The organism is Nocardioides sp. F233, from assembly GCF_057813895.1.
Window position 1 is genome coordinate 411013 of the sequence record NZ_JBVASH010000004.1, and the last position, 25572, is coordinate 436584.

Consider the following 25572-nt stretch of genomic DNA (forward strand, 5'->3'; position numbering starts at 1 on the left):
GTCACCCTACGGGTGCTCGCAACCACAAGGTGGCGAGAGGGGGCACGACCAGGTCGGCGTACGCGGGGCTGCCGCCGGGCGCACCCGACTCGAGCGGCCCGGCCGCCCGGGCGTGGACCGCGCCGAGGTTGCCGACCCCGCTGCCGGCGTACGTCGTCGCGTCGGTGTTGAGCAGCTCGACCCACTCGCCGGCCACCGGGAGGCCGAGGCGGTAGTCGTGGGGGACGGCGGCGAAGTTGGTGACGCAGACCAGGTCGGGGGTGCCGGCGTCACCCGAGCGTCGGACGAACGAGAAGACGTTGTGGCCGGCGTCCTGGGCGTCGATCCACGCGAACCCGGCCGGGTCGTTGTCGAGGCGCCACAGCGCGGGCTCCTCGCGGTAGCGCGCGTTGAGGTCGCGCACGAAGTCGCGGAACGCGGCGTGGTCAGGCTTCTGCAGCAACCACCAGTCGAGCTCGCGGGCCTCGGCCCACTCGGTCTCCTGGGCGAGCTCGGTGCCCATCATCACCAGCTGCTTGCCGGGGTGCGCCCACATGTAGGCGAGGTAGGCGCGCAGCGTCGCGAGCTGCTGCCAGCGGTCGCCCGGCATCTTGCGCACCAGTGAGCCCTTGCCGTGGACCACCTCGTCGTGGCTGAGGGGGAGGACGTAGTTCTCGGAGAACCCGTAGACGAGCGAGAACGCCATCTCGCCGTGGTGGTAGGAGCGGTGCACCGGGTCGTGCGCGAGGTAGCGCAGGCTGTCGTGCATCCAGCCCATGTTCCACTTGAACCCGAACCCGAGCCCGCCGCCGGACGTCGCGCCGGTGACGCCCGGCCACGCGGTCGACTCCTCGGCGATGGTGACGATGCCGGGGACCCGCTTGTACGCCGTCGCGTTCAGCTCCTGCAGGAGCTGGACGGCCTCGAGGTGCTCGTGGCCGCCGTACCTGTTGGGCGTCCACTCGCCGTCCTTGCGGCCGTAGTCGAGGTAGAGCATCGACGCGACGCCGTCGACGCGCAGACCGTCGACGTGGAACTCCTCGAGCCAGTACAGCGCGTTGGCGACGAGGAAGTTGCGGACCTCGGGACGGCCGAAGTCGAAGATGTACGAGCCCCACTCGGGGTGCCAGCCGCGCTGCGGGTCGGGGTGCTCGTAGAGCGGCGTCCCGTCGAAGCGCACCAGCGCCCAGTCGTCGGTCGCGAAGTGCCCGGGCACCCAGTCGAGGATCACCGCGATGCCTGCCCGGTGCAGGGCATCGACCAGGCGCCGGAAGCCGTCGGGGTCGCCGAAGCGCGCATCGGGGGCGAAGTACCCGGTGACGTGGTAGCCCCAGGAACCGCCGAACGGGTGCTGCATGACCGGCATCAGCTCGACGTGGGTGAAGCCCAGGTCGGCGAGGTAGCCGGGGAGCTCGGCGGCCAGCTCGTCGTAGGACCAGAAGGCGCCGTCGGGATGGCGCTTCCAGGAGCCGAGGTGGAGCTCGTAGGTCGCCATCGGCTCGTTGACCGGCTGTCTCGTGGCGCGGGCGGCGAGCCAGGCGTCGTCCTGCCACACGTGGGTGCTGGTGAAGACGCGGGACGCGGTCGCGGGCGGGACCTCCGCGTGGAAGGCCATCGGGTCGGCCTTGTGCCGCCACAGCCCGTCGGCGCCCTCGACGACGTACTTGTACGACGCGCCGGACCCGACACCCGGGACGAAGACCTCCCACAGGCCCGACCCGATCGTCGTCAGCCGGTGGGCGTTGCCGTCCCAGCCGTTGAAGTCGCCGACGACGCTGACGTTGCGGGCGTTGGGGGCCCAGACGACGAAGCTGGTGCCCGGCTCGGGCTCCTCGTGGACGTGGGCACCGAGGACGTGCCACAGGAGCTCGTGTCGACCTTCTGCGACGAGGTGGAGGTCGACCTGGCCGACGGAGGATCCGGAGGTGCTGCGCTCAACAGGCGGCATCTCGTTGAGTCTAGTGCGTGCGCGATGATGCGGAGGTGAGCGAACGCATCGGCTGGCGGTACACCGTTCTCGTCCCCGCGGTCCTGGCGGTCTTGTCGATGATCGGGCCGTTCAGCATCGACACGCCGTTCCCTGCGTTCCCGGAGATGGGGCGCGACCTCGGCGTCGACACCGGTGCCCTGCAGCTGATCGTCACCGTCTACCTCGGCTCGTTCGCCCTGATGAGCGTCTTCCACGGCCCGCTGTCCGACGCGGTCGGTCGGCGTCCGGTGATGGTCGGCGGCATCGCGGTCTACGTCCTCGCCTCGCTGGGCTGCGTGGTGGCCGGCAGCCTGCCGCTCCTGCTGGTGTGCCGGTCGCTGCAGGGCCTCAGCGCCGGCGGCGCGACCATCGTCAGCCGGACCGTGATCCGTGACCTCTTCGACGGTGCGCAGGCGCAGAAGCTGATGAGCCGGGTCGCGATCATCTTCGGTCTCGCCCCGGCCGTCGGGCCGCTGCTCGGTGGCCTGCTCCTGCAGCTCGGTCCCTGGCAGCTGATCTTCGGCTTCCAGGCGACGATGGGCGTACTGCTCATCCTCTCCGTGATCTTCCTGCTCCCCGAGACCCACCCGCGCGAGCGCCGGGTCCCGCTGCGGGTCGGCGCGGTCCTCGGCGGCCTGGTCGAGGTCGGCCGGGTCGGCGCGTTCCACCGCCTCGGCTGGGCGACCGCGTTGATCTTCGGTGCGCAGTTCCTCTACATCGGTGGCGCCGCCATCTTCGTCGTCGACGTCCTCGGCGAGGGCGAGCTCGACTTCTGGAAGCTGTTCGTCCCGATGATCGGCTCGATGATGCTCGGCTCCTGGCTCTGCGGTCGCGCCGCCGGCCGGATCTCCGCGCGCCGCCTCGTCTCCTGGGGGTGCACGACGTCCTTCGCCGGCGGGGTGGTCGGCGTGTTGGTCGCCGCTCTCGGCGCCGGCGACGAGCTGCCCTGGGCGGTCGTCGGGGTCTCCCTCATCGCCCTCGGCAACGGCATCACCTACCCGACCATGCAGCTCATGCTGCTCGACCGGTTCCCCACCCGCCGCGGAGCCGTGGTCTCGCTCGCCACCTTCCTCGCCCTCGTGCTCAACGCGATCACGGCCGTGGCCGTCGTACCCGTCATCGGCGGCTCGGCCCTCGGGTTCGCCGTCGCCGCCCTCGTCGGCGTCGGCGCCGGCCAGCTGTGCTGGAGCTGGCACGTCGCCGTCGAGGACCGGGACTGCGCCGTCTCCGCCGACGTCAGCGAGCGCGAGCCGGTCGAGCTGCTGTAGCCGGCTCAACGCCGGCTCAATGCTCTCGGCGCCAGGTCTGCCGCGGCGCGTACCCGCTGCGCCGCAGCCAGTGCTCGGTGTAGACGATCCGGTCCGGCGTGATCACGGTGAGCGGGTCGGCCGGCGGCTCCGAGAGTGAGCGGCCGCGCTCGACGTGGTCGGCCTGCCAGCGCACCGCCTCCCAGTACGCGTCGGCGTCGGGGTCGTCGCGCTCGAGGGTGCGGGCGGTGCCGAAGAGCTGCGCGCCGCGGCTGCTCGCCTGGCCGACGAGCGGGGCCACGATCCCGGCCGAGACGCGCGGGTCGCGGGCCAGGTTGCGCGACTTCGGTGACGCGTTCCAGCTCGTGTAGAAGATCTCCAGGCCGAGGCTGAAGTAGCGCACCGGTGTGGCCGCGGGGGAGCCGTCGGCGTTCACGGTCGCGATCACCGCGGTGTTGTGGCTCGAGAGCAGGTTGAGGATCCGCTCCTCCAGCTCATCACGGGGGAGGACGGTGTCGGGGGAGGGGCCGGCGAGCCACGGGTTGGTGACGGGCATGCCCGATCCTCACATGTCGACCCCGATGAACTCCGGGTCCCCGCCCTTCCCGCTGAGCCGCCCCAGCTCGGTGCAGCTGCCGGGAGCGATCACGCAGTCGTAGACCTTGTTGTCGGCCGTCGCGACGAGGATGGTGCCGTCGGTGTCGACGGCGTACCAGGCGGGTCCGTCCTGCCGGGTGCGCGGGCCGACGGCGAGGATGACGGGCTCGTCGCCGGGTCGGGTCGGCTGAAGGGTGCTGCTCCAGTACAGGACGTAGCGGCCGTCGAGGGTGAGCTGGGCGTCGATCCCCGGGGCCTCGACCAGGCGCAGGTCGCCGGGGTCGGTGGGTCGCGGGCCGGTGTAGAGGACCACGCCGCCGCGTACGTCGGCCACTCGGGTCTTCGGTGGCGCGAAGTCGTGCCACGTGTCGTCGGCCCAGGTCCAGGTACGGGTGCCGGCGGCGTCGCGCACGAACACCCGACCGCTGTCGATGCCGTCGATGACGAGGTCGCCGCACGAGCCGCAGTCGAGCGTCGTCGATCCCACGTCCGCGGCGCTGTCCAGGTCGCGGACGGTGATCGTCGCGATCCCGCCGCGCAGCGTCGCCCAGGCCACGAGCGGTGTCCGGGCATCGACCTTCGCCGTCGGGTGGAAGCCGCTCGGGGCGTCGAGCGGGCCGGTCACCAGACGCACCACCGAGCCGGATGCGTCGAGCAGCATCGGCCGGCCGGCGTCGAAGAACACCACCCCGCGGGGCGTCGCGACGGCGTCGGTGTCGAGGTAGCCCAGCTTCCCCTGGTCGAACGTGCGCCCCCCGAGGTGGATCGCCACCCCGGGGTCGGCGTACGCGCGGGCGCCGTGGCTGAGGTCGAGCGCACCCACGGAGGCGTACGCCGGGTCGCGGACCGTCCGTCCGTCGCGGCCGGTCCCCGGGAGACTGAGAGCCAGGCCGACACCGACGGCGATCACGGTGGTCGCGGCGAGCGCGGCCGTCGTACGCCGCCGTCGACGCAACCGTCGTCCGGCGGTCTGCGCGACGCCGGGCTCCGCGGGCGGCACGGTGAAGTCGTCGATCCGCTCGGCGAGGAGGTCGCTCAGGTCGATGGTCATGCGTCGTCTCCCGTGGTGAAGGCGCCGCAGCGGCGCAGGCTGGTCAGGGCCGCCGCGGCCTGGGACTTGACCGTCCCGCGCGAGCAGCCGAGGGCGGTGGCGATCTGCTCCTCGCTGAGGTCCTCGTAGTAGCGCAGCACGATGACCGCGCGCTGCCGCGGCGGCAGCGCCCGGACCGCGGCCCACATCCGGTCCCGCTCGGCGACCGCGGCGTCGTGGGCCTCGGTGACCAGGCCGGTGTCGACGGCCGGGTGCGGCCGCTCGCGGCGCGACCACGCCTTGCGGCGCAGGCCGAGCACCTCGTTGAGGACCATCCGGCGCAGGTAGGCCTCCGGGCTGTCGGCCCGTCGTACCCGTCCCCAGGAGGCGTACGCCCGCGCGAACGCCGCTTGTACGGCGTCCTCGGCGGTGGCCGCGTCGTCGGACACCGCACGTGCCAGCCGGTACAGCCGCGGCCACTGCGCGGCGAACAGGTCGGCGTACTCCCGCTCGTCGTCCACCAGCACCTCCTGGACGAAGGATGCCGGAGGTTGGGTGGTCCCGAGGCTCTCCATACCTTCTTGACGTCGGTGGCGGCCGGTTCGGTTGGGTCGGTGTGATGATGCGGGCATGGCCCGTCTCGTGGTGCTCGCCGTCCTCGCCGCCCTGCTCACGCCCGCCGCTCGGGCATCAGCCCAACCGCCGACTTCCCCCGCCGACCTGCCGCTCGCGGGCCGGGCGATCGTCATCGACCCCGGCCACCAGCTCGGCAACTCCCGCCACCGCGCCGAGGTCAGCCAGCCGGTCCCGGCCGGCAACGGCCAGACCAAGCCCTGCAACACCACGGGTACGGCGACCAACGGCGGCTTCCCCGAGGCCACCTTCACCTGGCGCGTGGCCAGCCGGCTCGCCGCCCGGCTCCGCGTCCTCGGCGCCGAGGTCGTGCTCACCCGCACCACCAACAGCCGTGCCGACTGGGGACCGTGCGTCGACGTCCGCGGCCTGCTCGGCAACGCCGGCTACCGCGGCTGGGACCACCCCGCCGACCTCAAGCTCAGCATCCACGGCGACGGCTCGCTCAGCGGCGGCCGCGGCTTCCACGTCATCGTCGCCGCCAAGCCCGACGGACGCGCCGCCTCCACGGCCTTCGGACGCACCGTCCGCGGCGCCCTCCACGACCGCGGCTTCCGCAACGCCACCTACACCGCCGGCGGCCGCGGCTTCACCTACCGCTCCGACCTCGCCACGCTCAACCTGTCCGAGGTCCCGACCGCGATGGTCGAGCTGGGCAACATGCGCAGCGCCGCCGACGCCCGGGTGATGAGCTCGCGGAAGGGGCAGAAGCGGTACGCCGCCGCGCTGGCGACCGCGGTCAGTCGCTACCTGCGGTGAGCCGAGCCACCCCCGCCAGCGGGATCGGCAGCCAGGTGGGCCGGTTCCGGGCCTCGTAGGTGCACTCGTAGACCGCCTTGTCGACGACGTACGCCGTCAGCAGGGCGCGCGCCGCCGGCCACAGCGGCTGTCCGCCCAGGTAGGCGGCCAGGAACGCCTTGCGGTTGCGGCGCGCCCACTCGTCGGCCCGGACGCCGCGCTGGTGCAGCACGTCCGGGTCCTCCTCGGGCATCGACTCGGCGACGGCGTGCGGCGCGTAGTCGAAGGAGCGCAGCATGCCGGCGACGTCGCGCCAGGGGGAGTCGGGCAGGACCCGCTCGGCCAGCGGCTTGGCGGGCTCGCCCTCGAAGTCGACGAGCTTCCAGCCGAGCACGGTGCGCAGGGTCTGGCCGAGGTGGAGGTCGCCGTGCACGCGCTGGACGGGTACGTCGCCCAGCCCGGCCACCGTGGCGAACACCTCGCGCGCGGCAGTGGCGTACTCCGCCAGCTCCGGCACCACCTCGACGGCCGCCGTCAGCCGGTTGCCCATCGCAGCGGCCAGCTCGGCGCCGGTGACGGACGACGTCGGGAAGGACTCCGCGAGCTGGGCGTGCACCTCGGCGAGCGCGGTGCCGAGCCGGGCGGCCTCGCTGGCGAAGTCGCCGCCGACCTCCTCGGCGTGCAGGTCGGCCTCGGCGAACAGGTCGCGCACGCTGGCCAGCGCCAGGTCCCAGCCGTCGCTGGCGGTGCGCAGGAACTGCTGCAGCATGCCGAGCTGCAGGTCCTCGACCTCGATCCAGCCGTAGAGCTGCGCGACGTGCGCCGACCCGGCCTCGGTGAGCACCCGGTGCGTGGTGATGTCGGGGTTCTCGCCCGGCGTGACCTTGCGGAACAGCTTGAGCACCGAGTCCTCGCCGAAGAGGATCGACGAGTTCGACTGCTCGCCGCTGAACAGCGAGCCCGGGGCGTCGAGGTCGAGGTCGTGACCGGGCAGCCGCACGAAGCCCGGCCGCTCGCCGAACGCCCGCAGCAGGTGAGCCGTCGCGGCCCGGTCGGCCGGCGCGTCGTACGCCGGGCGACCGGTCTCCTCGTCGGGCCAGCGCCCGACCAGGGCGTGCTCCAGGCGGTCCTGCGGCTCGTCGTACAGCGCGAGCGGCACCTGGTACAGCTCGCGGTCGCCGCCCTCGTAGCTGACCTCGACGAGCAGCAGCACCACCTCCGGGGCGGCCCCGAGGCGCAGCAGCTCACGGGCGCCGGTCACGGTGAACGTGCGTCCCTTGCCGCCGAACCAGCGGCTGCGCTCGAGGAACGGGGCGAGGAAGGAAGCAGTCACAGCACCGGCCTCCCGGTCGTCTCCGGATCCGTCAACCGGAACCAGTAGAAGCCGTGCCCACTCAGCGTCAGGAGATACGGGAGCTCGCCGATCCGGGGGAACGGGACGCCGCCCAGCAGCTCCACCGGCACCCGTCCCTCGAACCGCCGCAGGTCCAGCTCGACCGGCTGCGGGAAGCGGGACAGGTTGTTGACGCAGAGGATGACGTCGTCGGTGACGTGCTCACGGACGTACGACAGCACGGTCGGGTTGGAGCCGCCGAGGTCGCTGAACGTGCCGAGCCCGAAGGCCTCGTGCTGGCGGCGGATGTGGATCATCCGGCGGGTCCAGTGCAGCAGCGAGGACGGGTTCTCCAGCTGAGCCTCGACGTTGACGCTCTGGTAGCCGTAGACCGGGTCCTGGATCGTCGGCAGGTGCAGCTTGCCGGGGGTCGCGGACGAGAATCCCGCGTTGCGGTCGGGGGTCCACTGCATCGGCGTACGCACGCCGTCGCGGTCACCGAGCCAGATGTTGTCGCCCATCCCGATCTCGTCTCCGTAGTAGAGGACGGGGGAGCCGGGCAGCGAGAGCAGCAGCGCGGTGAACAGCTCGATCTGGTTGGTGTCGTTGTCGAGCAGCGGGGCGAGCCGGCGGCGGATGCCGATGTTGGCCTTCATGCGGGGGTCCTTGGCGTACTCGCCCCACATGTAGTCGCGGTCCTCGTCGGTGACCATCTCGAGGGTCAGCTCGTCGTGGTTGCGCAGGAAGATGCCCCACTGGCAGCCCTCCGGGATCGCCGGCGTCAGCTCCATGATCTCCGAGATCGGGAACCGCGACTCGCGCCGTACGGCCATGAAGATGCGTGGCATCACCGGGAAGTGGAAGGCCATGTGGCACTCGGTCCCGACGACCGTGCCGTCCTCCCGCTCCTCGGGCCCGAAGTACTCGACGACGTCGGTCGGCCACTGGTTCGCCTCGCACAGCAGCACCCGGCCGGGGTAGTTCTCGTCGACGAAGCGGCGCACCCTCTTGAGCATGTCGTGCGTCTCGGGGAGGTTCTCGCCGTTGGTTCCGGGGCGCTCGTAGAGGTACGGCACGGCGTCGAGCCGGAAGCCGTCGAGACCCATGTCGAGCCAGAAGGCCATCGCCTCCAGCATCGCGTCCTGGACCTCGGGGTTGTCGAAGTTGAGGTCCGGCTGGTGGTGGAAGAACCGGTGCCAGTAGTACTGGCCGCGGGTCTGGTCCCAGGTCCAGTTCGACGGCTCGGTGTCGACGAAGATGATCCGCGCGTCCTGGTAGAGCTCGTCGGTGTCGGACCAGACGTAGAAGTCGCCGTACGGGCCGTCGGGGTCGCTGCGCGAGGCCTGGAACCACGGGTGGGCGTCACTCGTGTGGTTCATGACGAAGTCGATGATCACCCGGATCCCGCGCTCGTGGGCGGCGTCGAGGAAGGCGTGGAAGTCCTCGACGGTGCCGATCTCGGGGAGGATCCCGGTGTAGTCGGCGACGTCGTACCCGCCGTCGCGCAGCGGCGAGGTGAAGAACGGCGGCACCCACAGGCAGTCGACGCCCAGCCACTGCAGGTAGTCGAGCTTCTCGGTCAGGCCCTGGAAGTCACCGGTGCCGTCGGCGTTGGAGTCGCGGAACGAGCGGACCAGCACCTCGTAGAAGACCGCTGTCCGGAACCACTCGGGCTCCTCGTTCAGCACGGTGGTCTCGGCGACGCTCACGGGTGCTCCTTCACGCTCAGGATGTGCGCCGGCTGCGCGGGATCGAGCCGGACGTAGTTGTGCTCGCCCCAGGTCCACTCACTGCCGCTCAGCTCGTCGTGGACCGTGAACGACGTGCCCGGCTCGAGGCCGAGCGCCGCCAGGTCGAGGTGGACCGTCGACTCGCGGACCTGGTGGGGGTCGAGGCTGAGGACCACGATCACCGTGTCGCTGCCCGCGCGCTTCGACCACGCCACGACGTGGTCGTCCTCGGCCCGGTGCAGGCGCAGGTTGCGCAGCAGCTGCAGCGCCGGGTGGGCGCGCCGGATGGCGTTGAGGCGGGTGACGTACGACGTCAGCCCGTTGCCGTTCACGGCGCTCGTGGCGGCCGCCCAGTCCCGGACCCGGACCTGGTACTTCTCCGAGTCGAGGTACTCCTCGCTGCCCGGCTTCACTGCGACGTGCTCGCCGAGCTCGTACCCGGCGTACATGCCCCAGCTGGGCGAGGACATCGACGCCAGCACCGCCCGGATCCGGAAGGCGGCCGGGCCGCCGTACTGCAGGAACTCGTGGAGGATGTCGGGGGTGTTGACGAAGAAGTTCGGCCGGATCCGGTGCGCCGACTCCTGCGCCACCTCGACCAGGTAGTCCTCGACGTCGACCTTCTCGGTACGCCATGTGAAGTAGGTGTAGGACTGGTGGAACCCGATCGCGCCGAGGGTCTGCAGCATCGGCGGCTTGGTGAACGCCTCGGCGAGGAAGAGCACGTCGGGGTCGGTACGCCGGACCTCGGCCAGCAGCCACTGCCAGAACGCGACCGGCTTGGTGTGCGGGTTGTCGACCCGGAAGATCCGCACGCCGTGGTCCATCCAGTGGCGTACGACGCGCAGCACCTCGGCGGCGATGCCGGCGGGGTCGTTGTCGAAGTTGACCGGGTAGATGTCCTGGTACTTCTTCGGCGGGTTCTCGGCGTACGCGATCGTCCCGTCGGCGCGGGTGGTGAACCACTCCGGGTGCGCGGCGACCCACGGGTGGTCGGGTGCGCACTGCAGCGCGAGGTCGAGCGCGACCTCGAGGTCGAGGGCCTTCGCGGTGGCGACGAAGGCGTCGAAGTCCCTGATAGTGCCGAGGTCGGGGTGGACGGCGTCGTGGCCGCCGTCCTTGCTCCCGATCGCCCAGGGGGAGCCCTTCCAGTCCGGGGGAGTGGGCTCGCCGTCGGGCAGCACCGTGTTGTTGGGGCCCTTGCGGTTGACCTCGCCGATCGGGTGGATCGGCGGCAGGTAGACGACGTCGAAGCCCATGGCGGCCACCGCCGGCAGCCGCTCGGCCGCCGTGCGGAAGGTGCCACTGGCGACCTCGCCGGTCGCCGGGTCGTAGGTCGCGCCCTCGGAGCGGGGGAACAGCTCGTACCAGCTGCCGAACAGGGCGCGGGACCGGTCGACGTACACCGGGAACGGGCCCTCGACGGTGAGCAGGTCGCGCAGCGGGTGTGCCTCGAGCGCGGTGACCACCTCGGGCGACTCGAGCTGGGCGAGGCGGGCCTCGACCGGCCGCTGGTCGTCGCCGGCCGCGGCGATCGCGGCCTTGACCGTCTTCTGCTCCGCCTTCGTGAGACCGCCTCCGGCGAGCACGCGCTCGAACAGCAGGCGACCCTCGGCGAACATCAGCTCCACGTCGACGCCGGCGCGGATCTTGATCCCGGCGTCGTGGAACCAGGTCCCGAGCGGACTCGACCAGGCGTGGATCTCGAACGACCACGGGCCCTCGGCGTCGGCGCTCACCCACGCCTCGTACCGGTCCACGGTGAACCGGTCGCGGGCCGGGAGCGTCTGCATCCGCACCGGTGGTCGTCGTACGCCGTCCGGGCCGACCAGCACCACCTCGGCACCGAGGCGGTCGTGTCCTTCGCGGAACACGGTCGCGCTGACCGGGAAGGGCTCGCCGAGGCTGGCCTTGACCGGCAGGCGGCCGTTCTCGGTGGGGTTGCTGGTTCCGGCCTCGAGGACCGGCTCGACGTCGATCACGGGGATGCGTCCGACCATGACTCGAACCTATCGAGTCTGCTGCCGTGTCCCTAGTCCGACGTCAGGTCCCAGACGTCGACCGGGTCGCCGGCCGCCAGCGGAGCGCCGTCGGCGGGCAGGTCGATGAGCGCGTCGGCACCGGCGAACCAGCCGAGGAAGCCCGAGCCGGGCGGGCCCCACGGTGCGACCGTCCCGGTGGTCCGGTCGAGCCGGGCGCGGCGCAGCTGGCGCTTGCCCCTCAGTGGTTGGAGCGCCTCGGTGAGGGTGGCCCGGACGACCGTGCGCTGCGGACGCGGGTGCCCGAAGGCCAGCCGCAGCGCGGGCCGGACGAAGACCTCCCACGAGGTGAGGGCGCTGACCGGGTTGCCGGGCAGGCAGATGACCGGGGTGTTCTCGACGAGGCCCGAGCCCTGCGGCATGCCGGGCTGCATCGCGACCTTCACGAACTCGATCCCACGCGGGCCCAGGCCGTCCTTGACCACCTCGTACGCCCCCGCGCTGACGCCACCGGAGGTGATCACGAGGTCGATGTCGCCTGCCGCGAGCTCGCCGTCGAGCAGCGCGAGGAAGGTCGGTACGTCGTCCTCGACCCACAGCTTGCGCACCGCCACCCCGCCGGCCTCCTCGACCGCCGCGGCCAGCAGCGCTCCGTTGGCGTCCCGGATCTGCCCGGACCCCGGCGCCGGGTCCTCGGCCAGCTCGGAGCCCGTCGACACGACGAGCACCCGCGGGCGCCGTCGTACGACGACCTCGCGGACGCCGAACGCCGCCAGCACCCCGAGCTGCGCCGGTCCGAGCGTGACTCCCGCCGCGAGGACCTCCTGGCCCTGCGCCACGTCCGACCCGGCGGTCCGCACGAAGCTGCCGACCGCGCGGGCCTCGCGGATCTCGACCGTCTCGGTCCCGCCGTCGGTCGCCTCGACCTCGACCACCGCATCGGCACCCTTCGGCACCGCGGCACCGGTCATGATCCGCCGTACCGTCCCCGGCGCCAGCTCGCCCACCGGCGCCCCGGCGGGGATGTCCTCGCCGACTGTCAGGCGCGTGGGGTTGTCGGGGGTGGCGCCCGCGACGTCGGCCGCGCGGACGGCGTACCCGTCCATCCCGGAGTTGTCGAACGCCGGCAGCGGCTCCGGCGCGTTGATGCGCTCCGCCAGGACGCGTCCCCGGGCCTGCTCGAGGGGGACCCTCTCGGTCGGCCACGGCCGGTCCGGGCCGTGGCCCGCGGCGAGGAGGGCGGCGACGTGGCGCTGGTGCTCGGGGACCGGGCGGAGGGGTGCGGTAGTCATCGGCGCCAGCCTAGGCCCGGCGAAGCCGGAGTTCGTCGAGTAGCCCGAGCCCCTGGGCGAGGGCGTATCGAGACGCCCGGTCAGATCTCGATACGCGCATCGCGACCTCGTGCCTCGGTCGCGGCGCTACTCGATCTCATCGTCTGAGCCGTCGGTCGCGAGCAAGCTCGCGACCGACGGGCCGATGACGACGGGCGAGGCAGCCCCCATGACTCCACCCCGCCCGTCTGTACCACCCCAACGGCCTTGGGTACGTCCGCGTTACGCGGAACCCCGTGTCGCATCTACCGGCCACCCCGCGGACGCGTATTGGATCGTTCAAGTCGGATTGGCTACCGTCGGTCCATGCGTGCGATCCGGAGGTTCACGGTCCGCCCTGTCCTGCCCGACGCGCTCGCCTCCCTGGGCGAGCTCGCGGCCAACCTGCGCTGGTCCTGGCACCCGCCGACCCAGGCGCTGTTCGAGGCGATCGACGCGGGGCTCTGGCAGGACTCGGGGCACGACCCGCTGCGGATGCTCGGCGAGGTCAGCGCGGAGCGGTGGTCCGAGCTGGTGGCCGACGGCGACTACGTACGACGGGTCGCGGACGCCCGGGCCGACCTGGCGTCGTACCTCTCCGAGGACCGCTGGTACCAGCGCGCCCGGGCCGCCGCCCCTGAGGAGACGTGGCCGACCTCAATCGCCTACTTCTCGCCGGAGTACGGCATCACCGCCGTGCTCCCGCAGTACTCCGGCGGCCTCGGCATCCTCGCCGGCGACCACCTCAAGGCCGCCAGCGACCTCGGGGTGCCGATCCTCGGCGTCGGCCTCCTCTACCGCCACGGCTACTTCAAGCAGGCGCTCTCGCGCGACGGCTGGCAGCAGGAGAGCTACCCGGTCCTCGACCCCGACGAGCTCCCGCTGTCGCTGCTGCACGAGGACGACGGCAGCCGTACGACGATCGCCATCCGGATGCCCGACGGCCCGGACCTGCTCGCCCGCGTGTTCGTGGCCAGCGTCGGCCGGGTGCCGCTGCTGCTGCTCGACACCGATGTCGAGGAGAACCCCGAGGCCTACCGGCTCGTCACCGACCGGCTCTACGGCGGCAACACCGAGCACCGGCTGCGCCAGGAGCTGCTCCTCGGCGTCGGCGGCGTGCGTGCCCTGCGCGCGTACTCCCGGATCACCGGCGCCCCCGCGCCCGAGGTGTTCCACACCAACGAGGGCCACGCCGGGTTCCTCGGCGTCGAGCGGATCCGCGAGCTGACCGCCGACAGCGATCTCGACTTCGCCACCGCGCTGGAGGCCGGCCGCGCCTCGACCGTCTTCACCACCCACACCCCGGTGCCGGCGGGCATCGACCGGTTCCCGCGCACGCTGGTCGAGCAGTACCTCGGCGAGCACGGCGCCACCCCCGGCGTACCCGTCGACCAGGTGCTCGCCCTGGGCGCCGAGGACTACGACGGCGGCGACCCGGGCGTGTTCAACATGGCGGTGATGGGCTTCCGGCTCGCGCAGCGTGCCAACGGCGTCTCGCAGCTCCACGGCCACGTCAGCCGCGGGATGTTCAACGGGCTGTGGCCGGCGTTCGACGAGGCCGAGGTGCCGATCACGTCGATCACCAACGGCGTGCACGCGCCGACCTGGGTCGCGCCCGAGGTCGCCGCACTCGCCGAGGCGCAGGGCGCCGACTACCACGGCGACGACGCTGCCGCGTTCTGGGCGGCCTTCGACAAGGTGCCCGGCACCGACGTGTGGCGCACCAAGCGCGCACTGCGCCAGCGGCTCGTCGACGACGCCCGCCGTCGGTTGCGCAAGTCGTGGGAGAAGCGCGGCGCCTCGCCGGCCGAGCTCGGCTGGATCGAGGACGCGCTCGACCCCGACGTGCTGACGATCGGCTTCGCGCGCCGGGTGCCGTCGTACAAGCGACTCACGCTGATGCTGCGCGACCCCGACCGCCTCAAGGCCCTGCTGCTGCACCCCGAGCGCCCGGTCCAGCTGGTCGTCGCCGGCAAGGCCCACCCCGCCGACGACGGCGGCAAGCGGCTGATCCAGGAGCTGGTCCGCTTCGCCGATGCCGAGGACGTGCGGCACCGGATCGTGTTCCTGCCCAACTACGACATCGCGCTCGCTCAGCCGCTGTACCCGGGCTGCGACGTGTGGCTCAACAACCCCCTGCGCCCCTACGAGGCCTGCGGTACGTCGGGCATGAAGGCCGCGCTCAACGGTGGCCTCAACCTGTCGATCCTCGACGGGTGGTGGGACGAGTGGTACGAGCCGGAGTTCGGCTGGCCGATCCCGTCCGCCGACGGCCTGGAGGACTACTCCGACCAGCGCGACGACCTCGAGGCCTCCGCCCTCTACGACCTGATCGAGAACGAGGTCGCGCCGCGTTTCTACGACCACGACCACGAGGGCGTGCCCGCCGGGTGGGTCGAGATGCTGCGCCACACCTGGGCCAACCTCGGCCCCAAGGTGCTCGCCACCCGGATGGTCCGCGACTACGTCGACAAGCTCTACGCCCCGGCCGCCCGCAACGCCCGCGCGCTCGCCGCCGTCGAGAACGGCGCCCGTGACCTGGCCCGGTGGAAGGCGCACGTCCGCGGCGCCTGGCCCGGCGTCCGGGTCGAGCACGTCGAGGCCGAGGGGATCGGCGACGTCGCCGAGGTCGGCGCCGTCCTCCACGTCCGCTCGTACGTCGCCCTCGGCGAGCTCGCGCCCCACGACGTCGAGGTCCAGCTGGTCCACGGCCGGGTCGACGCCGAGGACGACATCGTCGCCGCGTCCGTCGTACCGCTCACCCTGGTGGAGTCGTACGACGGCGGCCGCCACCGCTTCGACGGCGACGTCGCCCTCGGCCACTCCGGCCCGTTCGGCTACACCGTCCGGGTGCTCCCGGCCAACCCGCTGCTCGTCGCACCCGCCGAGCTCGGCGTCGTCGCCCTGGCGTAGCGAGCGTCGGCCGCGGCTTCATCACGGTATGTAGGCGAATCCGAGCTTCTGTAGCGGAGTTCCGCACGGGAAGCGAGGGTTTGCCTACATACCGTGATGAACCGCCGCCCCCGCCGCCCCGCCGGCGTCAGGCGTCGGTCTCCCGCATGACGACCACGCTGCGCGCGCCGATCGTCAGCACCGACCCGACGGCGACCTCGGTACCGTCCGGGAGCCCGGGGTCGGTGGACAGCACGACCGACCCGGCGTGCACCCAGTCATTGTCGGGCAGGTGCACCTCGACGGCCTCGGCGCCGGCGTGGAACCAGATCAGGAACGACGTGTCGATCTGCTGCTCGCCGCGCGGGCCGGGCTCGCGCAGCGGCTTGCCGGACACGAACATCCCGATCGTGTGCAGCGAGGAGTCGTACCAGTCCTCGTCGGTCATCTCGCGCCCCGACGGGTGCAGCCAGGCCAGGTCCTTGGGGCCGCCGACGATGGCGGGCCGTCCCTCGAACCAGTGCCGCTGCCGCAGCGCGTGGTGCTCGCGGCGCAGCGTGAGCGCGGCCCGGGTCACGGCGTACACGTCCAGCCAGGCGTCGTCCGCTCGCCAGTCGACCCACGAGATCTCGTTGTCCTGGCAGTAGGCGTTGTTGTTGCCGCGCTGCGTGCGCCCGCGCTCGTCGCCGGCCGTCAGCATCGGTACGCCGTTCGACAGGCACAGCGTGGCCATCAGGTTCGCCGCTTGCCGCCGCCGCAGCGCCACCACCTCGGGATCCGGTGTCTCGCCCTCGACCCCGTGGTTCCACGAGCGGTTGTTGTCGGTGCCGTCGCGGTTGTCCTCGCCGTTCGCCTCGTTGTGCTTCGCGTCGTACGACACCAGGTCGCGCACCGTGAACCCGTCGTGGGCGGTGACGAAGTTGACGGAGTTGTACGCCGACCGGCCGTCGTCGGCGTACAGGTCCGAGGAGCCGGCCAGTCGGGTGGCAACGGCGTGCAGCCCGTCGGACCGCCCGCGCCAGAAGTCGCGGATCGTGTCGCGGTACTGGTCGTTCCACTCCACCCACGGCGGCGGCATGCCGCCGACGAGGTAGCCGTCCATCGAGGTGTCCCACGGCTCCGCGATCAGCTTCACGTGCCGCAGCACCGGGTCCTGGCCGATCGCGATGAGCAGCTTGCAGGCCATGTCGACGGGGATCCCGTCGGTGCCGGCGGTGCGGGTGAGCGCCGACATCAGGTCGAACCGGAAGCCGTCGACGTGCATCTCGGTGACCCAGTACCGCAGCGAGTCGAGGATCAGCCGCAGCGCCAACGGGTCCTCGGTGTTGACCGTGTTGCCGCAGCCCGTGACGTCCCAGTACGCGTCGTCGTACCCGTCGCTCGACGGCACGCGACGGTAGAAGCCGCGGTCGTCCAGCCCCCGGAAGGAGTACGTCGGCCCCTCGGCCCCCGCCTCGGCGGTGTGGTTGTAGACGACGTCGAGGATCACCTCGATGCCGGCGGCGTGCAGCGAGCGCACCATCTGCTTGAACTCGGCGACCTGGCCGCCGCGATCACCCGTCGAGGAGTACGACGCGTCGGGCGCGAAGTAGCCGATCGGGTTGTAGCCCCAGTAGTTCACGGTCCCGCGCTCCAGCAGCGCCGGCTCGGAGAAGAACTGCTGGACCGGCAGGAGCTCGACCGCGGTGATGCCGAGGTCCTGGAGGTACTGCGTCACGACCGGGTGCCCGAGCCCGGCATAGGTGCCTCGCAACGAGGCAGGGACCCGGTCGTGCAGCTGGGTGAACCCCTTGACGTGCAGCTCGTAGATCACCGTGTCGCGCCAGCGCCGCCGCATCGCGACGTCGTCACCCCAGTCGAAGGCCGGGTCCACGACCACGCTCTGCGCGTCGCCCTCCGTGCCGGCGACCGCGAGGCCGTAGGGATCGAGCAGCAGCGTCTCGGCGTCGAAGCGCAGGCCCTCCTCGGGCTGCCAGGGGCCCTCGACCCGGTAGCCGTAGCGGGTGCCGGGGGAGACGTCGGGGACGGCGCCGTGCCAGATTCCGAGGGACTGCTCGGTCAGCGGCAGCCGCCGCTCACCGGCCTCGTCGTCGTACAGGCACAGCCACACGGCCGTCGCGGCGGGGGAGTACACGGCGAAGTTGGTGGACTCGGACGACCAGGTCGCACCCAGCGGCCAGTTGCGTCCGGGCCACACCGGGGCCTGTTCTCCGAGGGTGCGCCAGAGGCCGGGGGTCACCCGCCCCATTGTGCCCGCGCGCCCCCACCTGACCGGCGACAGCACCAGCGACGCGCCCGGGCGGCACGCCCAGGTGGCGGGTTCAGGTGACCCGGCCGGTCCGGACGCGGCAGAATGCGGACGGGGACGGGGTCCCAACCTCACAACGAGGCCCCAGTACGTCGTGACGAGAGGGAGCAGATGACTGCGGAGTTCGTGCGCCTGGAGGTTGCCGAGGGTGTCGGGACCATCCGGCTCGACCGGGCCAAGGCGATGAACGCGATCAGCATCCAGGTCCAGGACGAGCTGGCGCTCGCCGCTGCTGAGGCGACCGACCGCAGCGACGTGCGCGCCGTCGTCGTGTGGGGTGGCGAGAAGGTCTTCGCCGCCGGCAACGACGTCAAGGAGATGGCCGACATGTCCTACCCGGACATGGTCGACCGCGTGCAGAAGCTGCAGGACGCCGTCAACGCGGTGGCCCGGATCCCCAAGCCCGTCGTGGCGGCCGTCAACGGCTACGCCCTCGGCGGTGGCTGCGAGCTCGCGCTCGCTGCCGACGTTCGCTTCGCCGCCGACAACGCCGTGCTCGGCCAGCCCGAGGTGCTCCTCGGCATCATCCCCGGCGCCGGCGGCACCCAGCGGCTGCCCCGCCTCATCGGGCCCAGCAAGGCCAAGGACCTGCTCTACACCGGCCGTTTCGTGAAGGCCGAGGAGGCGCTCGCGATCGGCCTGGTCGACCGCGTCGTCCCCGCCGCCGACGTGTACGCCGAGGCCGTGGCCTGGGCGTCGAAGTTCGCCACGGCGGCGCCGTACGCGCTGCGTGCGATCAAGGAGACCGTCGACCGCGGTCTCGAGGTCGACATCGAGACCGGCCTGCAGGTCGAGCGGCACAGCTTCGCCGCGATCTTCGCGACCGAGGACAGCCGTACCGGCATGCAGTCCTTCATCGAGAACGGCCCGGGCAAGGCCACCTTCGAGGGACGGTGACGCAGGTGAGCAGCAGCGACGACAAGAACACCGCGGCCGACGACGCCGTCGACCGTGGCCGTACGACGTCCGCCGCGACCCGGTCGCTCACCGCGGCCCGGGTCCGCGACAACGTCGCCCGCGCCGTGTGGGTCATCTGCATGGCCCTCGCGCTGGTCCTCGCGGTCGCGGCGTTCACCTACGCGCTCGAGGCCAACCAGGACAACGGTCTGGTCAAGCTGGTCCGCGACCTGGCCGACGCCTTCGACCTCAGCGTGTTCGACCTCGACAACCCGGTGAAGGCCTTCACGGGCAAGAACGCCGTGGTCAAGACCGCGCTGTTCAACTACGGCCTCGCCTCGGTCGTCTACCTCGTGATCGGCCGGGTGCTCGAGCGGGTCATCCGCCCCTGAACCAGGCTCGATCCGGGCCGGCTCCCTGTGGCGGACGCCACGTGGACGAGGTTCCCGTCGCTGGTGACCGGGCGGTAGCCTGCGAGACGCTGTCCTCAGCGGACCAGAGCTGTTCCCTGCCCGATCACGCGGCAGGGCTCACGTTGCACAGGAAGGGGCCGGTCCGGCCACAACCATGACTCTCTCCAACATTGTCGTCCTTGTGAAGTACGTCCCCGACGCCACGGGTGACCGGAAGTTCGAGGCGGACAACACTGTCGACCGCGTCGGCGTCGACGGTCTCCTCTCCGAGCTCGACGAGTACGCCGTCGAGCAGGCTCTCCAGATCAAGGAGAAGCGCGCCGACGAGGAGATCACCGTCACCGCGCTGACCGTCGGTCCGGCCGAGGCCGAGGCCGCCGTCCGCAAGGCGCTGCAGATGGGTGCCGACAAGGCCGTCCACGTGCAGGACGACGCGATCGCCGGCTCCGACGCCGTCGCGACCTCGCTCGTGCTCGCCAAGGCGATCGAGAAGATCGGCGTCCCGGAGCTCGTCCTCGGTGGCCTCGCGTCCACCGACGCCGGCCTGAGCGTCGTCCCGGCGATGCTCGCCGAGCGCCTCGGCCTGCCGCAGGTCACCCTCGCGGCCGTCGTCGAGACCCAGGGCGACCAGGTCCGCATCAAGCGTGACGGCGACACCGCCACCGAGGTCGTCGGCGGCACCCTGCCGCTCGTCCTCTCGGTCACCGACCAGTCGGGTGAGGCGCGCTACCCCTCCTTCAAGGGCATCATGGCCGCGAAGAAGAAGCCGCTGGAGTCGCTCACCCTCGCCGACATCGGCGTGGACGCCTCCGAGGTCGGCCTCGACGCCGCGTGGACGAAGGTCGACAACGTGACCGCCCGTCCCGCGCGCACCGCCGGCGAGATCGTCAAGGACGAGGACGGCTCGGGCGCCACGGCGCTGGTCGAGTTCCTCGCGTCGAAGAAGTTCATCTGAGGAGCCTGATCCATGTCTGAAGTTCTCGTTCTGGTCGACCACGTCGACGGCGCGGTCCGCAAGCCCACCTACGAGCTGCTCGCGATCGCCAAGCGCATCGGTTCCCCCTCGGCCGTCTTCATCGGCGGTGCCGACAAGGCCGCTGCCGCCGCCGACGCGGTCAAGGCGTACGGCGCCGACAAGGTCTACGTCGTCGACGACGCCGAGATCAAGGGCTACCTCGTGGCCCCCAAGGCCGAGGTGCTCCAGCAGCTCGCCGAGAAGACCTCGCCCGCCGCGATCCTGATCCCGGCCTCGGCCGAGGGCAAGGAGATCGCCGGCCGTCTCGCGATCAAGCTCTCCTCGGGCCTGATCACCGACGCCGTCGACGTCCAGGTCAACGGTGGCGAGATCGTCACCACGCAGTCGGTGTTCGCCGGCAACTTCACCGTCGAGGCCAAGGTCGTCAAGGGCACGCCGATCATCGCGGTCAAGCCCAACGCCGCCGCTCCCGAGGAGGGTGCGGGCGCCGGTGCCGTCGAGCAGTTCGCCGCCGCGATCTCCGACGCTGCCAAGACCGCCCAGATCGTCGCCTCGCAGCCGCGCCAGGCCACCGGTCGTCCCGAGCTCACCGAGGCCGCGATCGTGGTCTCCGGTGGTCGTGGCACCGGCGGTGACTTCAGCGCGGTCGAGGGCCTCGCCGACGCGCTCGGTGCCGCCGTCGGCGCCTCGCGTGCCGCCGTCGACTCCGGTTGGAAGCCGCACACCTTCCAGGTCGGCCAGACCGGCAAGGTCGTCTCGCCGCAGCTGTACGTCGCCAACGGCATCTCCGGTGCGATCCAGCACCGCGCCGGCATGCAGACCTCGAAGACCATCGTGGCCGTCAACAAGGACGAGGAGGCGCCGATCTTCGAGCTCGTCGACTTCGGCGTCGTGGGTGACCTCCACACCGTCCTCCCGGCCGTGACCGCGGAGATCGAGAAGCGCAAGGGCTGAGCCAGCCGCTCACCCCGCCGCGGGACGTCGTACTCCGGTACGGCGTCCCGCGCTGCTTTTCCCAGAACTTTGGTCGATTAAATACAGTGGCTTAGTGTTCTTCGAGTGAAGACCGTCGCCGTGCTGCTCCTAGTGCTCGCCACCCTCCTCGTCGCTCCCGCCCCGGCCGCGACAGCCGACGACACCTGGCTGCCCACGACCGGGCCGACCTTCAACAACCCGATGGGCGGGTACAAGGCGCGCACCAAGGTGGTCCGGCGGGTGCACGCGGCGATCCGGCACGCCCCGACGGGATCGACGATCCGGATCGCGACGTACAACATCGACCGCAACGACACCGCCCGGCTGCTGCTCAACGCGCACAAGCGCGGCGTGCACGTCCAGATCGTCGTCAACGACAACATCATCGGGAAGACCATCCGCGGGCTGCAGGCGCGGCTCGGCGGCAACCGCAAGGCGGAGAGCTTCCTGTACATCTGCACCAGCGCCTGCCGCAACGGCTCGCGCACCGGCAACCTGCACATGAAGGTCTACTCCTTCAGCCAGACCGGTGCCGCCCGTTCGGTCGTCATCAGCAGCTCCAGCAACCTCGGGTACGGCGCCGCCGCGGGCCAGTGGAACGACGCACTCACCGTCAGCGGCGACGACGCCCTCTTCGCCGCCTGGACCACCGTGTTCGAGCAGCTGAAGCGGGACCGGACCGCGAAGCCGCGCCACCTGGAGTACTCCAGCGAGACCGTCGGCGCCGACTTCCAGCGGGTCCGGGTGACCCCCGTCGCCCGGGCGGCGACCGGTGACCCGCAGCTCCAGCGGCTGCGCCGCGTCGACTGCACGGCACCCGGCGGCTTCGGCGACGGCCAGGGCCACAGCGTGGTCCGGGTCAACATGTACGCCTGGTACGCCGGCCGCGGCGAGGCGCTGGCCCGCGAGCTCGCCTCGATGCGTGCCGAGGGTTGCGACATCGCCGTCGTCGGCTCGGTGGTCAGCGGACCGGTCGTGCGGATCCTGCAGAAGGCGGGCATCCCGGTCCGGATCGCCGACTGGGACTGGGGCGAGAAGCTCTCGACCGCAGGCGACGAGATCGTCTTCGGCGCTCGCTGCTACTCGCACCTCAAGTACGTCACGGTCAACGGCACGTTCCGCGGCGCCGCCACCCACGTGGTCTGGACCGGCTCCGAGAACTGGTCGCCGCCCGGGCTGAGCAGCGACGAGGTCACCTTCGAGGTGCACGACCCGGCCGTCGTGGCGGCGTACGACGCGCAGTGGCAGAAGATGTTCGCCAGCCCCCGGATCACCCACAAGCCCGGCATCCAGCCCAAGAGCCGACCCTGCGCATGACGCTCCTATCCTTGGTGTCATGACTGCCGAGGTCGAGGTCCGCGAGGTCGCCCAGCGCGCCCGGGTCGCCAGCCGCTCGCTGGCGCTGGCAACGCGCGCCCAGAAGGACGCCACCCTGCACGCCATGGCCGACGCCCTGCTGGCGCGCGCCGACGAGATCCTCGCCGGCAACGCCGAGGACGTCGCCCGCGCCGAGGCCGACGGCACGCCGCCCAACATCATCGACCGGCTCCGGCTCACGACCGAGCGGCTCGAGGGCATGGCCCAGGGCCTGCGCGACGTGGCCGGCCTGGCCGACCCGGTCGGCGAGGTCGTGCGCGGCAGCGTGCTGGCCAACGGCCTCGAGCTGCGCCAGGTGCGCGTCCCGTTCGGCGTCGTCGGCATGATCTACGAGGCCCGGCCCAACGTGACCGCCGACGCCGCCGGCATCTGCCTGAAGTCCGGCAACGCCGTCCTGCTGCGCGGCAGCTCGTCGGCCCGGTCGAGCAACGCCGCCATCGTGGCCGTGCTGCGCGACGCGGTCGCCGCGTCCGGCCTCGAGGCCGACGTCGTCCAGCTCGTCCCCGGCGAGACGCACGACAGCGTCAAGGCGCTGATGCGCGCCCGCGGCCAGGTCGACGTGCTCATCCCGCGCGGGGGAGCGGGCCTGATCCAGTCGGTCGTCAACGAGTCCACGGTCCCCGTGATCGAGACCGGCGTCGGCAACTGCCACGTGTACGTCGACAGGGCAGCCGACCTCGACAAGGCACTCGCCATCGTGCTCAACGCCAAGACCCACCGCACCAGCGTCTGCAACGCCGCCGAGTCGCTGCTCGTGCACGCCGACGTCGCGGGGGAGTTCCTGCCGCGGGTGGTCGCCGCGCTGCAGGAGGCCGACGTCACGATCCACGGCGACGACTCCTTTGCCGGGTACGACGGCGTGCTCGCGGCCACCGACGAGGACTGGGCGACCGAGTACCTCTCGCTCGACATCGCGGCGCGCGTCGTCCCCGACCTCGACGCGGCGCTGGAGCACATCCGCACCTGGTCGAGCGGTCACTCCGACGCCGTCGTCACCGAGGACCTGGCCGCCTCGCGGCGCTTCGTGGCCGAGGTCGACTCAGCCGCGGTGCTCGTCAACGCGTCGACCCGGTTCACCGACGGTGGCGAGTTCGGCTTCGGCGCCGAGATCGGGATCAGCACCCAGAAGCTGCACGCCCGCGGCCCGATGGGGCTGCCCGAGATGACCTCGACCAAGTACGTCGTCATCGGCGACGGCCACGTCCGCTGAGGCGAGCCTCCACAACCCCCACGCCATCGCGCCCAGGGCGAGCCCCGACACCGCGGTCGAGACGGGTGTCCGGTGCGGCACCTCGCCGAGCACGAGGTGCGCGAAGCCGAGCGTCAGCAGGCAGTTCACCACGTTGAGCACCGGCATCGACGCCGACAGTCGGGCTGCGCGGTAGGCCAGCTGGTTGACCACGACCCCGCCGACGCCGCAGGCCGCCAACACGACGTACCACCGGTCGGCCTCGACCAGCACCGACATCAGTGCGAACAGGATCCCCGAGGCGCTGCCGAGCAGGAACGCCCGCCCCGTCGCATGCGGTACGCCGCCCGCCACCGCGATCAGCAGCGCCGCCACCACCGCGCAGGCACCCACGGCAACGACCAGCAGTCCGGCGTCCACCGGCGCCGCGCTCTCGCGGGCGTCGGTCGCCAGCAGCAGCGCGGCGATCGCGAGCCCGGTCACCGCCACCGCGACGAGCTCGGTCCGCCCCGGCCGGCTCCGGGCCAGCGCGGCGCGGAGGGGTACGGCGAGCACGATGCCCAGGATGGCGATCGGCTGGACCAGCCCGATCGGGCCGTGGTCGAGCGCGAGCACGTGGAACGTGAACCCGACCGGCCCGAGCACCGCTGCCAGCAGCAGCGCCACCAGCGGGGCGCGCGCCGCGGCGAGGTGCTGGGTCGAGGTCGACACTGCAGTCGTCACCGCGCTCGCGAGCGCGAACACCACGGCCAGCCAGAGCACGGTGGCAACGCTAGGAGCGGGAGGTGGACGGTCGGTGAATCCCCGGTACTCCGGGGGGTCTGGCGTCAGGACAGTTCCTGTGACCGGGTAGGTTTCGAGACATGGCAGGCTCCCCGGACCGGATCTACGCCGACCCCTCGGTCGAGCGACTCTTCACCGGTGCGACCGTCATCACGTTCGTCCGCACGGTCATCACGCTCGCGATCGCGGTGTGGGCGGCGTACGACCACAGCCTGACCCTGATCGTGGTCGGCCTGGTCGCCTACTGGGTCGGCGACAGCATCGACGGCGAGTGGGCGCGCTGGCGCGACTGCGAGACCCGGATGGGTGCGGTCGTCGACATGATGTGCGACCGGCTCAGCTGCGGGGCGCTGTACGTCGGGCTCGTGTGGCTGCAGCCCGGCGGCTGGATCAGTGACGAGCCGATGAAGTGGATCGGGATCCCGATCGCCATCTACCTCTTCGAGTTCATGGTCATCGACATGTACCTGTCGCTGGCCTTCCTGGCCTGGCCGATCCGCAGCCCCAACTACTTCCACGTGATCGACCGCCGGATCTACCTGTGGAACTGGTCGCGCATCGGCAAGGCCGCCAACTCCGGCGCCTTCGCCGTCATCCTGCTGGTCAGCGGCTGGGTCTGGCTCGGCACGCTGATCGCCGTCGGGCTGCTGGTCCTCAAGTGCGTCTCGCTGGGCTGGCTGCTCAAGCTCGGGCTGCCGGTGCCGACGCGTGAGGCCAGCCCAGAAGGAGCCCCGGCAGCATGATCCTGTGGCTGACGACGTTCGCCTTCAGCATCGCGTCCGCCCTGCTCCCGTTCCTGCCCATCGAGGTCTACATCCTCGGGGCCGGCGCCGCCGAGGCCGGTACGGCGACCGCGATCTCGCTCGGCATCGCCGCCGGTGCGGGCGCCACGATCGGCAAGGTCATCGTCTACGAGGCCGCCCGCCGCGGCTCGGAGTCCAGGTGGGCCCAGAAGAAGCTGTCCGGCCCCAAGGTCAAGGCGTCCTACGACAAGTGGATGCAGCGGATGCAGGGCCGGCCCTGGTACGCCGCCGCGGTCATGTTCGTCGCCGCGTCGGCCGGCATCCCGCCGCTCCTGGCGATGGCGGCCATCGGGGGCATCCTGAAGATGCCGATGTGGGTCTTCGTGCCCACCGTGTTCCTCGGTCGGACACTGCGGTTCTCGCTGCTCTTCCTGGGCGTCGACTTCGCAGTGCACTGAGCCGAGGCGGGGATCC

General features: G+C 71.6%; 20 protein-coding genes. 11 read left to right on the forward strand and 9 right to left on the reverse strand.

Annotated features, from left to right (window positions below; translation table 11 throughout):
* Window position 1: 1 nt before the first annotated feature.
* Entirely contained in the window at window positions 2–1927 is a 1926-nt protein-coding gene (gene glgB, locus ACZYRU_RS17980) for a 1,4-alpha-glucan branching protein GlgB (protein ID WP_488958458.1), read from the reverse strand.
* A 35-nt stretch (window positions 1928–1962) separates the two neighbouring features.
* On the opposite strand from glgB, the gene ACZYRU_RS17985 reads away from it, so the two are divergent.
* Window positions 1963–3216 carry a multidrug effflux MFS transporter gene (locus tag ACZYRU_RS17985; protein ID WP_488958459.1) on the forward strand — a complete coding sequence of 418 codons (1254 nt, stop codon included), beginning with the start codon at window positions 1963–1965 and terminating at the stop codon, window positions 3214–3216.
* A gap of 16 nt (window positions 3217–3232) precedes the next feature.
* Here the strand turns inward: ACZYRU_RS17985 and ACZYRU_RS17990 are convergent, their stop codons facing one another.
* Genes ACZYRU_RS17990 through ACZYRU_RS18000 form a run of 3 tightly spaced genes read right to left on the reverse strand, consistent with a single transcriptional unit; the run spans window position 3233 to window position 5397 of the window.
* Window positions 3233–3751 (reverse strand): pyridoxamine 5'-phosphate oxidase family protein, encoded by a 519-nt coding sequence (locus ACZYRU_RS17990; RefSeq protein WP_488958460.1) that lies wholly within the window; start codon window positions 3749–3751, stop codon window positions 3233–3235.
* A 9-nt stretch (window positions 3752–3760) separates the two neighbouring features.
* Entirely contained in the window at window positions 3761–4843 is a 1083-nt protein-coding gene (locus ACZYRU_RS17995) for a hypothetical protein (protein ID WP_488958461.1), read from the reverse strand.
* A complete protein-coding gene (locus ACZYRU_RS18000) occupies window positions 4840–5397 on the reverse strand; it encodes a SigE family RNA polymerase sigma factor (protein WP_488958462.1) in 558 nt (185 codons plus the stop codon). The genes ACZYRU_RS17995 and ACZYRU_RS18000 overlap by 4 nt, the downstream gene beginning before the upstream one ends.
* Before the next feature lie 55 nt (window positions 5398–5452).
* Here ACZYRU_RS18000 and ACZYRU_RS18005 point away from each other — a divergent pair, with 55 nt between their 5' ends.
* Window positions 5453–6214, forward strand: a complete 762-nt coding sequence (locus tag ACZYRU_RS18005; protein ID WP_488958463.1) for an N-acetylmuramoyl-L-alanine amidase family protein — start codon at window positions 5453–5455, stop codon at window positions 6212–6214.
* Here ACZYRU_RS18005 and ACZYRU_RS18010 read toward each other — a convergent pair.
* Genes ACZYRU_RS18010 through ACZYRU_RS18025 form a run of 4 tightly spaced genes read right to left on the reverse strand, consistent with a single transcriptional unit; the run spans window position 6195 to window position 12527 of the window.
* Window positions 6195–7526 (reverse strand): maltokinase N-terminal cap-like domain-containing protein, encoded by a 1332-nt coding sequence (locus ACZYRU_RS18010; RefSeq protein ID WP_488958464.1) that lies wholly within the window; start codon window positions 7524–7526, stop codon window positions 6195–6197. The two genes, ACZYRU_RS18005 and ACZYRU_RS18010, sit on opposite strands and share 20 nt — an antisense overlap.
* The gene (treS, locus tag ACZYRU_RS18015) at window positions 7523–9235 is read right to left on the reverse strand and encodes a maltose alpha-D-glucosyltransferase (protein WP_488958465.1); all 1713 of its coding nucleotides are present in this window, start codon (window positions 9233–9235) and stop codon (window positions 7523–7525) included. Before treS ends, ACZYRU_RS18010 begins: the two co-directional genes overlap by 4 nt.
* Window positions 9232–11256 carry an alpha-1,4-glucan--maltose-1-phosphate maltosyltransferase gene (locus ACZYRU_RS18020; protein ID WP_488958466.1) on the reverse strand — a complete coding sequence of 675 codons (2025 nt, stop codon included), beginning with the start codon at window positions 11254–11256 and terminating at the stop codon, window positions 9232–9234. Before ACZYRU_RS18020 ends, treS begins: the two co-directional genes overlap by 4 nt.
* Window positions 11257–11288: 32 nt before the next feature.
* On the reverse strand, window positions 11289–12527 hold the full coding sequence (locus ACZYRU_RS18025) for a molybdopterin molybdotransferase MoeA (protein ID WP_488958467.1): 1239 nt from the start codon (window positions 12525–12527) through the stop codon (window positions 11289–11291).
* Between the two features lie 345 nt (window positions 12528–12872).
* On the opposite strand from ACZYRU_RS18025, the gene glgP reads away from it, so the two are divergent.
* Window positions 12873–15458 (forward strand): alpha-glucan family phosphorylase, encoded by a 2586-nt coding sequence (glgP, locus tag ACZYRU_RS18030; RefSeq protein WP_488958468.1) that lies wholly within the window; start codon window positions 12873–12875, stop codon window positions 15456–15458.
* 127 nt (window positions 15459–15585) lie between these two features.
* On the opposite strand, the gene glgX is transcribed toward glgP, so the two are convergent.
* On the reverse strand, window positions 15586–17676 hold the full coding sequence (gene glgX / locus ACZYRU_RS18035) for a glycogen debranching protein GlgX (RefSeq protein ID WP_488958469.1): 2091 nt from the start codon (window positions 17674–17676) through the stop codon (window positions 15586–15588).
* Between the two features lie 180 nt (window positions 17677–17856).
* Between glgX and ACZYRU_RS18040 the strand changes: the two genes are divergently transcribed.
* The 8 genes from ACZYRU_RS18040 to ACZYRU_RS18075 all read left to right on the forward strand — a co-directional run bounded on the left by ACZYRU_RS18040 (window position 17857) and on the right by ACZYRU_RS18075 (window position 25556).
* Complete coding sequence (locus ACZYRU_RS18040) at window positions 17857–18642, forward strand: enoyl-CoA hydratase/isomerase family protein (RefSeq protein WP_488958470.1); 786 nt, start codon at window positions 17857–17859, stop codon at window positions 18640–18642.
* A 5-nt stretch (window positions 18643–18647) separates the two neighbouring features.
* Complete coding sequence (locus ACZYRU_RS18045) at window positions 18648–19034, forward strand: hypothetical protein (protein ID WP_488958471.1); 387 nt, start codon at window positions 18648–18650, stop codon at window positions 19032–19034.
* A 202-nt stretch (window positions 19035–19236) separates the two neighbouring features.
* Window positions 19237–20010: an electron transfer flavoprotein subunit beta/FixA family protein gene (locus ACZYRU_RS18050; protein WP_488958472.1), complete on the forward strand. Its 774-nt coding sequence runs from the start codon at window positions 19237–19239 to the stop codon at window positions 20008–20010.
* A 12-nt stretch (window positions 20011–20022) separates the two neighbouring features.
* A complete protein-coding gene (locus ACZYRU_RS18055; RefSeq protein ID WP_488958473.1) occupies window positions 20023–20985 on the forward strand; it encodes an electron transfer flavoprotein subunit alpha/FixB family protein in 963 nt (320 codons plus the stop codon).
* Between the two features lie 105 nt (window positions 20986–21090).
* Entirely contained in the window at window positions 21091–22323 is a 1233-nt protein-coding gene (locus tag ACZYRU_RS18060; RefSeq protein ID WP_488958474.1) for a phospholipase D-like domain-containing protein, read from the forward strand.
* A 19-nt stretch (window positions 22324–22342) separates the two neighbouring features.
* On the forward strand, window positions 22343–23593 hold the full coding sequence (locus ACZYRU_RS18065; protein WP_488958475.1) for a glutamate-5-semialdehyde dehydrogenase: 1251 nt from the start codon (window positions 22343–22345) through the stop codon (window positions 23591–23593).
* Between the two features lie 842 nt (window positions 23594–24435).
* Window positions 24436–25098 carry a CDP-alcohol phosphatidyltransferase family protein gene (locus tag ACZYRU_RS18070; RefSeq protein ID WP_488958476.1) on the forward strand — a complete coding sequence of 221 codons (663 nt, stop codon included), beginning with the start codon at window positions 24436–24438 and terminating at the stop codon, window positions 25096–25098.
* On the forward strand, window positions 25095–25556 hold the full coding sequence (locus tag ACZYRU_RS18075) for a hypothetical protein (protein WP_488958477.1): 462 nt from the start codon (window positions 25095–25097) through the stop codon (window positions 25554–25556). The genes ACZYRU_RS18070 and ACZYRU_RS18075 overlap by 4 nt, the downstream gene beginning before the upstream one ends.
* Window positions 25557–25572: the final 16 nt, after the last annotated feature.